Annotated in this window: 8 protein-coding genes and 2 pseudogenes; 6 read left to right on the top strand and 4 right to left on the bottom strand. The window is 72.0% G+C overall.

Annotation, left to right across the window (positions count from 1 at the left end; all coding sequences use genetic code 11):
- The first annotated feature begins 176 nt into the window (after positions 1-176).
- Both PZB77_RS27010 and PZB77_RS27015 read left to right on the top strand, forming a co-directional pair.
- Positions 177-983 carry a carbon-nitrogen hydrolase family protein gene (locus tag PZB77_RS27010; protein WP_275495230.1) on the top strand — a complete coding sequence of 269 codons (807 nt, stop codon included), beginning with the start codon at positions 177-179 and terminating at the stop codon, positions 981-983.
- A gap of 68 nt (positions 984-1,051) precedes the next feature.
- Positions 1,052-2,743, top strand: a complete 1,692-nt coding sequence (locus tag PZB77_RS27015) for an NAD(P)/FAD-dependent oxidoreductase (RefSeq protein WP_275495231.1) — start codon at positions 1,052-1,054, stop codon at positions 2,741-2,743.
- A 40-nt stretch (positions 2,744-2,783) separates the two neighbouring features.
- Here the strand turns inward: PZB77_RS27015 and PZB77_RS27020 are convergent, their stop codons facing one another.
- Positions 2,784-3,539 (bottom strand): DUF5995 family protein, encoded by a 756-nt coding sequence (locus PZB77_RS27020; RefSeq protein WP_275495232.1) that lies wholly within the window; start codon positions 3,537-3,539, stop codon positions 2,784-2,786.
- Positions 3,540-3,737: 198 nt separating this feature from the next.
- On the opposite strand from PZB77_RS27020, the gene PZB77_RS27025 reads away from it, so the two are divergent.
- From PZB77_RS27025 to PZB77_RS27040, 4 genes and pseudogenes are all read left to right on the top strand, one after another.
- On the top strand, positions 3,738-4,880 hold the full coding sequence (locus tag PZB77_RS27025) for a glycoside hydrolase family 6 protein (protein WP_275496235.1): 1,143 nt from the start codon (positions 3,738-3,740) through the stop codon (positions 4,878-4,880).
- Positions 4,881-5,084: 204 nt separating this feature from the next.
- On the top strand, positions 5,085-6,455 hold the full coding sequence (locus PZB77_RS27030) for a solute carrier family 23 protein (protein ID WP_275495233.1): 1,371 nt from the start codon (positions 5,085-5,087) through the stop codon (positions 6,453-6,455).
- A 436-nt stretch (positions 6,456-6,891) separates the two neighbouring features.
- Positions 6,892-7,511 (top strand): annotated as a pseudogene (locus tag PZB77_RS27035) (Tn3 family transposase); the annotation flags it as partial.
- Positions 7,512-7,598: 87 nt separating this feature from the next.
- Positions 7,599-8,768, top strand: a complete 1,170-nt coding sequence (locus tag PZB77_RS27040; RefSeq protein WP_275495234.1) for a barstar family protein — start codon at positions 7,599-7,601, stop codon at positions 8,766-8,768.
- Between the two features lie 100 nt (positions 8,769-8,868).
- On the opposite strand, the gene PZB77_RS27045 is transcribed toward PZB77_RS27040, so the two are convergent.
- From PZB77_RS27045 to PZB77_RS27055, 3 genes and pseudogenes are all read right to left on the bottom strand, one after another.
- Positions 8,869-9,507 carry an SMI1/KNR4 family protein gene (locus PZB77_RS27045; protein WP_275495235.1) on the bottom strand — a complete coding sequence of 213 codons (639 nt, stop codon included), beginning with the start codon at positions 9,505-9,507 and terminating at the stop codon, positions 8,869-8,871.
- A 76-nt stretch (positions 9,508-9,583) separates the two neighbouring features.
- Positions 9,584-10,286 (bottom strand): annotated as a pseudogene (locus tag PZB77_RS27050) (site-specific integrase).
- Positions 10,287-10,767: 481 nt separating this feature from the next.
- Positions 10,768-12,000 carry an MFS transporter gene (locus PZB77_RS27055; RefSeq protein WP_275496237.1) on the bottom strand — a complete coding sequence of 411 codons (1,233 nt, stop codon included), beginning with the start codon at positions 11,998-12,000 and terminating at the stop codon, positions 10,768-10,770.
- Positions 12,001-12,018 lie beyond the last annotated feature (18 nt).

The raw sequence follows: 12,018 nt of genomic DNA on the forward strand, positions 1-12,018 counted from the left end.
AGCGAGACCAGGATCACCCGCCTGACCTGCGGCGACGACGAACGCAACGAATCGCCGCGCAAGGGCGGTCCGGCGCAACGGATCGACGGTCGGTGCGCAACGCTCGCGCCTTGTCGGGGGTCTGCGCGGACCGTACCTTCGGATACGTCCCCCGCCGCTTCCGTCCGAGGTCAGCCATGCCGTCGTTGCGCACCGCCCTGTTCCAGAGCTCCGGCACCCCGGGGGACGTTCCGGCGAACCTCGGCGCCCTCGACGACGCCGCCGCGCGGGCCGCCGCCGACGGAGCCCAGCTGCTGGTGACCTCCGAGATGTACCTCACCGGCTACGCCCTCGGCGACGCCGTTCCCCGCCTGGCCGAGACCGCCGACGGTCCTGGCGCGCGGGCCGTCGCCGCCCTCGCCGCCCGCCACCGGATCGCCGTCCTGTACGGCTACCCGGAGCGCGCCGGCGAGCTGGTCCACAACGCCACGCAGCTCGTCGGCCCCGACGGCACCGTCCTCGCGCACTACCGGAAGACCCACCTGTTCGGCGACTTCGAGCACGCCTGGTTCACCCCCGGGGAACGGACCGTCGTCCAGGCCGAGGTCGGCGGTGTCCGCGTCGGGCTGCTGATCTGCTACGACGTCGAGTTCCCGGAGAACGTCCGGGCCCACGCGCTCGCCGGCACCGACCTGCTGCTCGTGCCGACGGCGCAGATGCACCCCTTCCAGTTCGTCGCCGAGTCCGTCGTACCGGTCCGCGCCTTCGAGAACCAGTTGTACGTCGCGTACGTCAACCGGACCGGCCCGGAAGGCGAGTTCGAGTTCGTCGGGCTGAGCTGCCTGGCCGGTCCGGACGGCACCGTGCGCGCCCGGGCCGGACACGGCGAGGAGCTCGTGAGCGGCGACGTGGACCCCGGCCTCCTGGCCGCCTCGCGCGCCGCCAACCCGTACCTCGCCGACCGGCGCCCGGAGCTGTACGGCGCGCTCGCCCGCCCCGCCTGAGGCCGGCCCGCCCGAGGCCCTCCGCTTCCGCGCACCTCCCGCTCGTACCCGCAAGGAGTCCGTACCCCATGACGTCCACGGTGCCCAACGCCGTCCCGCACGCCGACACCGCCCCGCCGATCACCATGTTCGGCCCGGACTTCCCGTACGCGTACGACGACTTCCTCGCGCACCCGGCGGGCCTCGGCCAGATACCCGCCACCGAGCACGGGCAGGAGGTCGCGGTCATCGGCGGCGGCCTCTCGGGCATCATCACCGCCTACGAGCTGATGAAGATGGGCCTGCGGCCCGTCGTCTACGAGGCCGACCGCATCGGCGGGCGGCTGCGCACCGTCGGCTTCGACGGCTGCGACCCCAAGCTCACCGCCGAGATGGGCGCGATGCGCTTCCCGCCCTCGTCCACGGCGCTCCAGCACTACATCGACCTGGTGGACCTGGAGACCCGGCCGTTCCCCAACCCGCTCTCTCCGGCGACCCCTTCGACCGTCGTGGACCTCAAGGGCGAGTCGCACTACGCGCGCACCATCGACGACCTGCCCCAGGTCTACCGCGACGTCGCGGCAGCCTGGAACGCCTGCCTGGAGGAGGGCGCCGACTTCTCCGACATGAACCGCGCCCTGCGCGAGCGGGACGTCCCGCGCATCCGCGAGATCTGGGCCCGGCTCGTGGAGCAGCTCGACAACCAGACCTTCTACGGCTTCCTGTGCGCGTCGGAGTCCTTCCGGTCCTTCCGCCACCGCGAGATCTTCGGCCAGGTCGGCTTCGGCACCGGCGGCTGGGACACCGACTTCCCCAACTCCATCCTGGAGATCCTGCGGGTCGTCTACACCGAGGCCGACGACCACCACCGCGGGATCGTCGGAGGGAGCCAGCAGCTCCCACTGCGTCTGTGGGAGCGCGAGCCGCGCAAGCCGGTCCACTGGCCGCTCGGTACCTCGCTCTCCTCCCTGCACGCCGGCGACCCCCGGCCCGCCGTCACCCGGCTCGACCGCACGGCGGGCAACCGCGTCACGGTCACGGACGCGGGCGGTGACATCCGCACCTACCGCGCCGTCGTCTTCACCGGACAGTCCTGGCTGCTGCTCTCCAAGATCGCCTGCGACGACGCGCTCTTCCCGATCGACCACTGGACGGCGATGGAGCGCACCCACTACATGGAGTCGTCCAAGCTGTTCGTGCCGGTCGACCGCCCGTTCTGGCTGGACAAGGACGAGGTCACCGGCCGCGACACCATGTCGATGACGCTGACCGACCGGATGACCAGGGGCACCTACCTGCTGGACGACGGGCCCGACGAGCCGGCCGTCATCTGCCTCTCGTACACCTGGTGCGACGACAGCCTCAAGTGGCTGCCGCTCTCCCCGAACGAACGCATGGACGTCATGCTGAAGTCGCTCGGCGAGATCTACCCGAACGTCGACATCCGCAAGCACGTCATCGGCAACCCGGTGACCGTCTCCTGGGAGAACGAGCCCTATTTCATGGGCGCGTTCAAGGCGAACCTGCCCGGGCACTACCGCTACCAGCGGCGCCTGTTCACCCACTTCATGCAGGACCGGCTGCCCGCCGACAAGCGCGGGATCTTCCTGGCCGGCGACGACATCTCCTGGACGGCCGGGTGGGCCGAGGGGGCCGTGCAGACCGCGCTGAACGCCGTGTGGGGCGTGATGACCCAGTTCGGCGGCTCCACCGACCCCACCAACCCGGGCCCCGGCGACCTCTTCGACGAGATCGCACCGGTCGAACTGCCGGAGGACTGACCCCGCCACCGCCTCCCGGTCCCCGGCCGGGGGCGGCGGATCAACCGCAGGGCGTCAGCAGGAAACGGCCCACCAAGCCGACCGCGGCGTCCGTACGCCCGCGGAACTCCTCGGCCAGCGGCGGCACCGACCGGAGCCGCCAGAGCACCTTCGCCGCCGACCGGGCACCCTCCCGGGCCCGCTGCAGGCTCCAGGACGTCAGCAGATGGGTCAGCGGATCGGCGATCTCCAGCAGATCCGGTCCGGGCATCAGCTCCTCGCGGATGCGCTCCTCCAACAGGACGAGGAGGTCGCCCACGCGCTCGAACTCATCCTCCAGCTCCGGCGGAGCGCAGCCGAGGGTACGACAGGTGTCCACCACCGCCAGCGCGAGGTCGTGGCCGATGTGGGCGTTGATGCCCGCGAGGGCGAACTGGATCGGGCGTACACCCGGATGCCGGCGGTACTGCAGGAGCGGCCGCCAGCACTCCGGCGGGAGACCGCCGCCGTCGGCCGTGCCGATCGCCGCCAGGTAGCGCTCGGCGAACCGGACGTCCAGCGCCGAGGTGGCCGCCCGGTCGGCGAAGCCGCCCGCCGCCACCTCCGCGCCGATGGCCTCGGTGACCGCCAGGTAGACCTCGTTGAAGACCCCCACGCCGTCGCCGCCGGGACACCGCACCCCCAGAGCGCGCATGCGTTCGATCACGTCCGTGATGCCGGTGGAGGCCGCGTCCCCCGCGGTGTCCGTGCTCCCGGTGTGCTCGGTGTGTTCGGTGTGTTCGGGGACCGGGACCGCGATCTGCTCCGACTGCGCCATGGCAGCAGCGTCCCAGCCGTAGGCTCGACGCGGCGCCGACCGGGCCGCGGTTCATCGGATCGGACGAACCCCGGTGCGCCGGAAGGATGGTGAGGGGTGCCCGACCACGGAGGCACGGCCACCGGGCCCACACACGGGTCCGGTGGACACCGCGCGGGCGCCCGTACCCGGCGCCGCGCCGCCCGGCGCCACGCGGCGATGAGCGCCGCCGCCGCCCTCGTCGCGGCCGCCGCCGGCCTCGCGGCGCTGACCGCCGCCACGGGCGGCGACGACCGCGCCGCGGACCTGCCCCGACCGACCGGCAGCCCGGTCCCGGGGCCGCTCCCGGGTGGACCCACCGCCGGGCCGGGCCCGTCTGCGGAGACCTCCGCGACCCGGGTCCCGCGGGGTCCGGCACCGGGCGCCGCGGCGGACCCGTCGCCGGTCCCGGCCCGGTCGTCGAAGACCCCGCCGCCGCCCGCCGGCGGGAAGCCGGCCGCGCTCCCGGAGCTCTACCGTTCCCCGGACTCCCCGCTGCTGGAGTGGATCGCCGCTCACCCGGGCGATCCGCGCCGCCCGGTCGTCGCATCCCGGATAGGAGACCGGCCGGCCGCCGTCTGGTTCACCTCGTACGACCCGGCCACGGTCACCGGCCGCGTCTCGGCCGTGACCCGGGCGGCCGGGGCCGCGGGCCGCACCCCCGTCCTGGTGCCGTACGCCATCGCGGACCGCGATTGCGGCGGCGCCTCCGGGGGCGGCGCCCCCGACCTCGGCTCCTACGACACCTGGATGCGCGGCTTCGCGGCGGGGCTCGGCGGCGGGCCGGTGATCGTCGTCCTGGAACCGGACGCGGTGGCGGACGCGGACTGCCTCACGCCGGACGGCCGGGCCGCCCGGTTCGCCTCGCTGGCGCGGGCGGCCCGGACCCTGCACGCCGCGAACCCGCGGGCCCGGGTGTACTTCGACGGCGGCCACTCCGCCTGGCACGGCGCGGCGGAACAGGCGGCGCTGCTGCGGGCGGCGGGCGCCGCCCGGTACGGCGACGGGATCTTCACCAACGTCTCGAACTTCCGCGCCACGGCCGAGGAAGCCGCTTACGCGCGGCGGGTGCTGGACGCCCTCGGTGGTCCGCCCGGCCTCGGCGCCGTCATCGACACCAGCCGCAACGGCAACGGCGCCCCGGCGGACGACGCCTGGTGCGACCCGCCGGGGCGGGCCCTCGGCCGCGCCCCGACGACGCGTACCGGCGAGCCCCGGATCGACGCGTACCTGTGGGTGAAGTCGCCGGGGGAATCCGACGGCTGTTCGGCGGAGGCGGGCGCGTTCAGCCCGGAGTACGCGTACGCCCTCGCCACGGGGTGACCGGCTTCTCCCACCGGCCCGCCGGACCGAGTTCCCGCGAGTGGATCACCCGTACGCGAGGATGAACGTTTTGGCGCCGCCGGACGGTGTCGGCTACAAAGGATCTTTTCGGTCATCGTTGCGCAGGGTGGTCGGCGGTGCCGGAGCCCGGCGCGGCCGCGACCCCTCACCGTGCGGAGGGGTGACCCGAGCGGAGGGGTGAGCATGGCGGGCTTCGGCTGGAAGCTGCACGGTGACGGCAAGCACTTGCGGCCGGGGGAGGTCGTCAAGCCCGGTGAGCGGCTGACCTGGGGCCGGACGGCCGGGCTCGGCGCCCAGCACGTGGTGTCCATGATCGGCGCGTGTTTCGTCGCGCCGGTCCTGATGGGGCTGGACGCCAACCTCGCCGTCATGGCCTCGGGCGTCGCCACCATCCTCTTCCTGCTCCTCACGCGGGGACGTATCCCCAGCTACCTGGGGAGCAGCCTGTCGTTCGTCGGCGTCGCCGCCGTGATCGCGACCCAGGGCGGCGACGCGTCGACCCTCACCGGCGCGCTGCTGGTCGTCGGAGCCGTCCTCTTCCTCTGCGGGGCGGTGGTGCGCGCACTCGGCGCGCGGATCATCCACCTCGTCCTGCCGCCGGTGGTCACGGGCGCGGTCGTCATGCTCATCGGATTCAACCTCGCCCCGGTGACGGCAGGCACCTACTGGCCGCAGGACCAGTGGTCGGCGCTGCTCACCATGGTCTTCACCGGCTTCGCCCTGGTCGTCCTGCGCGGCTTCTGGTCGCGTATCGCGATCTTCCTCGGGCTGGCCTTCGGCTACGTCCTGTCCTGGGTGCTCGACCGGGTCTTCGGCCGTATCCACTCCCCGGCGGGCGGCACCGAGTCCGTGGACCACTGGCGCCTCGACCTGTCCGGGGTCGGCGACGCGAGCTGGATCGGACTGCCGGACTTCCACGCCCCGAGCTTCTCCGGCTCGGCGATCCTGGTGGCGCTGCCCGTGGTCATCGCCCTCATCGCGGAGAACGCGGGTCACGTCAAGGCCGTCGGGGAGATGACCGGCGATCCGCTGGACGACCAGCTCGGCACCGCGATCATGGCGGACGGCGTGGCCACCGTCGTCGCGACCTCCGTGGGCGGACCCGCCACCACCACCTACGCGGAGAACATCGGTGTGATGGCCGCCACCCGCGTCTACTCCACCGCCGCCTACTGGTGCGCGGCCGGGTTCGCGATCCTCTTCGGACTCTGCCCCAAGTTCGGTGCCTTCGTGGCGGCGATCCCCGGCGGGGTCCTCGGCGGCATCACCGTCATCCTCTACGGCATGATCGGCCTGCTCGGTGCCCAGATCTGGGTCCGCGCCGGGGTCGACCTCGCCAACCCGCTGCACCTGGTGCCGGTGGCGGCCGGGCTCATCGTCGGGATCGGCAACGTCAGCCTGACCTTCACCGACAACTTCGAGCTCAGCGGCATCGCGCTGGGAACGATCGTGGTGGTCCTCGGCTACCACGTCCTGCGGGTCCTCGCCCCGGCACACATGACCGGCGAACCACCCCTGCGGGAGCCGGAGAACCCGGGGTACGACCGCGGCTGACCCGCGGGACGCCGGTCGCCGCGGACCCGCACCCGCTCCACCCGGCCCGGGGACGCGCGGGCGCCCGCTGAGCGGCCCGCACGGGACGATGACGGGGCACCACGACAGGACGGGGACCTGGCCATGAGGGGTACGAGCCGAGCCGCGGCGGGGCGGCCGGTCGGGCCGGACCGGACGCGGGTCCTCGCGCCCGCTTCACGGCCCACGGGCCGGGCCGCTCCTCGGACGCGGCGGACCCAGCGTGCCGGGGCTTGAGGAACATCCATGCCAGATCGTGCGCTAAGGCCCAGCCGACTCCGGGAGGCCGTTGACCAGGGCTGATCGTGCGGTTGAACCTTCGCGGATCGATGTTGTCGATCTTCGGAGGGCCGTTGGGGCGGTCGAGTTTCTCACGGATGAGCAGGCGGCGCGGTACGGGTCGTTCTACGGGGCGCCGGTGTGGCGCGTGGATCGCGCTGCCGACTACGGGGCCTTCCAGGATGCGGCTTGCGGCCGGGTCGACCTGGTGCGCATCGTGCGGCACTGGGAGGACATCCTGCGGATGATCGGCTCGACCACACCGGGGCGGTGCGGGCCTACGATGTGATCCGGGTGCTGTCCCGTGACGGCCGGCCCACCCCGCTGGGCGACGCTATCGCGCACTACGGGCGGGTCTCGAAGTCGCTGCACATCCTGCGGCTGGCCGACGAGCCCGGCTACCGCAGGCAGATCAAGACGCAGGCGAACCTGCAGGAAGGCCGCCATGCTCTCGCCCGGAAGATCTTCCACGGCAGGGCCGGGCAGCTCTACCAGCACTAGCACGACGGCAGGGAGGACCAGATCGGTGCGCTCGGCCTGGTCCTCAACGCCCTGGTGCTCTTCAACACCCGGTACATGGACGCCGCCGTTGCCCAGCTCCGCGCCGACGGCTTCGACGCCCGAGAGAAGGACGTCGCCCGGCTCTCCCCGTTCGTGCGGCACCACGTCAACATGCTCGGCCGGTACTCGTTCCGGCTGCCGGAACTGCCGGGCGGCTTGCTACCCCTGCGTGATCTGAGCGCCGCCGACGACATGTGATCGAGCGCGAACAACCGTCCTCCGTCCTCCCCGGGCCAGGCGGGTCGTATCGTAGGCGCGAAGGCTGCTCACACGTTCGGGGGTTGGGTGCGCACCGCAGATCACGACCGGGGGCTTCTGGTGAACTACCTCCTGGTTCAGGAGGACGAGGACGGCGTGGAACAGCTCTGGGGGAGGTGTGCGGGCGTCGAAGGGTTCTTCGTCGACCCGGTCCCGCCGGCACGGGAGGTCCTCACTCTCCGCGGATGCCGCCCCGACGGTCTCCTGAGCAACATCCTGGCTGAGCCCGACGTCTCGCTGCGGGGTATGGGTGACGTGTGCGTCGAGGTCTGGGACGACGAGAAGCCCGTGCAGTGGTGGACACTCGTCGATGCGGTCGTGGTGGCCCATCAGCCCCACCCGGCCGACCCGGCGCGGTACGACATCGTGCTCGGCGCCGGCGTCAGGAACGAGGAGAGCTTCTTCGAACTGCCTGCGGTGCCACGCTTCGAGCTCTTCGCGGGGACGACGGTCGCTGCGGCAAGTGCAGGCCGGTGCTCCGCCGTGGACGGCCTGTTCAAGGCGCGAGCGGACCCTGTCCCCGTTCCGATGGAGCTGATCGGCTGCGAGCCTGCGGAGCCCCTGCTCGCGGCGCTGCGACGGCCCCGTCGGTCGGAGCGGGACTGGGCCTACCTCCTGGTTCTGGATCGCCATGGTGCCGTGATGGCCTCCCGCACCGTGGGCCTGGCCATCACCGGAGCGCGTCCGTCCGTGCTCGGCGGCACGCTCGTCGACATCACCCTCACCGATGGTGGAGACGGTCGGCCATCGTCGGCGGCCCGCCCGATCTGGGCGCAGTGGTATCAGGGCCCGCCGGCAGAGCCCAACCTCTGGGCGCCGTACGACTCGCAGGGCAGGGCCGAGTGGCTGGACCTCACCACTCGTGCCTGGAGGGTGCCCGCGCCCCAGCCGGATCGGTCCGGCGGTGAGCACCATCTCGACGGCCGGTTCATCACTGACGTTCCCGGTCTGCACTGCGCGATCGCCGAGGCCCTGCTCGGGCCCGGCCGCTACTACGGCCGGGAGTGGAACGCCTTCAAGGACTGCCTGGGCGGTGGATTCGGAGTGGCTCCGCCCTTCACCCTGACCTGGCACGACTCCGAGATCGCACGCCGCGCACTGGCGGACATTGTGGAGAATCCGCATGGCCAGCTCTCCTACTTCGAGGAGATCGTGCGACTCCTCGAACGATGCGACGTCGCGGTCGTGCTCCGGTGAGCTGCTGGCACCCGAGCGAATACGACTCCGGGATGGGCTGAGCAAGCTTCAGTGGTCGGGTCGCGCGGGGATTGAGATTCGCCCCGGGCGGCCCCGCCACTCAGGGCCAGTCCTCGGTGATGGGAAACATGTCGGCGTAAGGACTGGGTTCGCCGGTCTGCGGGTCCAGGCCGGCAAGAAGCCGTCGACGTTGCTCGCGCCAGCTGACGAAGGTGTCTGGCTGGTTCCAGAGCGACGCATCACCGAGTGGGCAGGCATCGAACCGGCCCAGTATCATGCGTGCGATGAACTGGGCCATGCCGCACTCAAACAGGGCCCACGGCGACTCGCCCGACGAGTAGTGCCGCCGCCAGGCTACGACTGGCCACTTGTCCGGTTCGGGGTCGTTCATCAGCCAAGCCATCTCGTTGGCATTCATTCCTGAGCCCCAGGGCAGGACAGCATCAGCACCTAGCGTCACGCCAAGGACACCTGCGTCCTCGTCCCAGAGTCTGCGCAGACCAGCCGTCATGCTGCCGATGTGACACCCCTCCCACCCACGCACGTCACTCGGCAGTGGGGGCAGAATGACAAGCTCTCCGATGTCGCCCACGCCGTAGGTGTCCAGCAGTGCCCTGTAGTCGCTCGGAAGCTTGGTGCCCAGCAAAGCTTCGGCCGCCGCCCAGTCGATCCGCTCGCCGCCCGCAAGATCTGCTGGTACGAGATCGAGCAATACGGCTACATCTGGATGAATGCCCATGATGGATCCCCTTGAGGTCAGTGACCGGCCACCTTAGTTGTGCGGGCTGACACCGTTTCTCCGGAGAACCAGGTCATCAGCGCCTGCTGTTGCCGGGCGTAAGCAGTCTGGTCACCTCGGAGATTGCCTCCGGGGACGGCTTGAAGTAGCGGCGGACGTTCTCCGTCTTCTCGTGCCGCGACTTCGCCATCAGCATCAGCAGGCTGGCCCCGGCCTCATCAAGGTGGGTCAGGCCGGAGTGGCGGTACTCGTGCAGGCTCCCAGCCAGTGCCTGGCCCTCGCATCGCGGTGTGCTCATCAAGCGGCGCGGGCCTGCCCGTAGGAGAGGCGGGCGAGCCCAGTGTCCGGGCACACGTCGCGAGGGGCGAGCACCTTCCCCGGGCCCGGGCGGCGATGCGTGACGAAGACCGGCCCGCAGGTGCGGCCCTTGAGCAGCCGGGCGGTACCAGCGTCCCAGTACACCGTCTCCAGAACGTAGTCCTCGCGGGCGACACCGCAGCGACGAACCTTCGGCTGGGCGCCCTTCGCCTTTACCGGGCAGTGGCGTCCGGCCAAGTCCAAGTCCTCGATGTTGACGCTCAGAACTTCCTCGCCTCGCCGATCTCGTCGTCCTCGACCGAGGCGAGCGGCCGGTTCTCGCCGATCCGCTCGGCGGTCTTCCCGAGGGCGGGGCCGAAGTTCCGGACGGTGTCCGGGTGGGTGAGCGAGTCAAGGAAGGCGTCGGCCGTTGTCGGGACGGCCAGCGCCTTCCCGGTCGGCAGTAGCAGGACCGCGGGCACTGCCTCTCCCTTGCCGCAGATAACCGGGTCGCCTCACGCAGCGTGCGGAAGGCGTCCCCGCAGGTCGCGCTCAGTGATACCGCAGGTAATAGGGCGTTATCTGCGGAAGACTTCACCGCCGTTCCGGCGCCGACGCTCCGTCAGGTGCCGACCAGCGGCAATCCGGGCTTAGCGCACGATCTGGCATGGATGTTCCTCAAGCCCCGTGCCGGGCCCGCTCGGGGTGTGGGACACCCCGGCCGGTTCCGCGCGGCTCGCGCTCGCCGCGCGCGATCCCCTTGACGGGCTGGAACGGGTGCGGACGTTCGGGGGCGCCCCGCACGCGCCCCGGTTGGAGGAGTCGCCCGGGCGGGCCGAGGGGCTCCGGCCGCTCGACGACGGCGACGCCTCGGCCTGTGTCCGTACGACGGTCGTCGAGGAGGGCGCGAAGCCCGGACCGCGCGCCGGCCGGGGCCGCCGCACCCCTGCCGACCGCCCCTCCTCAGCCCTCGGACGGGCTCTTCGCCACCACGGGGCCCGGTGCCGGCACCCGGTCCGCCACCTTGCGGTCGGCGCCGCGCAGGACACCGGCCCCGATCACCAGGCCGAAGGCCAGCACCGTCACCAGGCCGAAGGAGACGACCAGCGACGTCGCCTCCGCCAGCGATCCGATCGCGGACGGCGCGACCAGCCCGGAGGTGTAGGTGATGGTGGCGACGCCGGCGATCGCCTGACTCGGGTTCGGTCCGCTGCGCCCCGCCGCCGCGAAGGCCAGCGGGACGACGACCGCGACCCCGAGGCCGAGCAGGCCGAACCCGCAGAGCACACCCACCGCGCCCGGGGAGAGGACCACCAGGGCGCCGCCCACCGTGGCGAGCGTGCCGCCGGCCCGCACCGTGCGGACGGCACCGAAACGGTCCACGATCTTGTCCCCGGCGATCCGCGCCACCATCATCATCAGCGCGAACGCCGTGGTGGAGGCGGCCGCGAGACCGGCCGAGGTGTCGACGACGTCCCGCAGGTAGACGGCCGACCAGTCCATGGAGGCCCCCTCGGCGAACACGGCGCAGAAGCCGATCGCACCGATCACCAGCGCCGACCTGGGCGGCAGGGTGAAGCGCGGCGGCGGCTCCTCGTCCGGCTCGCTGCGCAGGTCCAGTACGCCCTGGACCGCGACGACGCCCAGCACGGTGAGGGCCAGCGCGGCAACGGTGTGGTGGAGCCGCGCGTCGGCACCGACGTGGGCCGCCACCGTGCCCGCCGCCGAGCCGATCAGGGCGCCGGCGCTCCACATGCCGTGCAGACCGGACATGATCGAGCGGTCGAGGCGGTTCTCGACCTCCACGCCCAGGGCGTTCATCGCCACGTCGGACATGCCCGCCGAGGCGCCGTAGACGAAGAGGGCCGCACAGAGCGTCAGCAGGTTCGGAGCGAGCGCCGGCAGGATCAGCGCCAGCGTCCAGAGGGCGAGCAGGACCCGCAGCGCGTTGCGGGCGCCGAACCGGTGGCTGATCCGGCCGGCCACCGGCATCGCCAGCGAGGCGCCGATCGCCGGGAAGGCGAGGGCGAGGCCCAGCTGTCCCGCGCTGACCCCCGCGTGGTCCTGGATCCAGGGGACCCGGGTGGCGAAACTGCCGGTCACCGCGCCGTGCACGGTGAACACGGCGGCGACCGCGTATCTGGCGCGCTTCACCTGCGCGGGGTCGAAGGCTGTCGCGATCGAGTCCGATGCCATGTCCGGGTTCCCTCCCAT

Origin of the sequence: Streptomyces sp. AM 2-1-1 (genome assembly GCF_029167645.1) — a bacterium.
Lineage (GTDB): Bacteria > Actinomycetota > Actinomycetes > Streptomycetales > Streptomycetaceae > Streptomyces.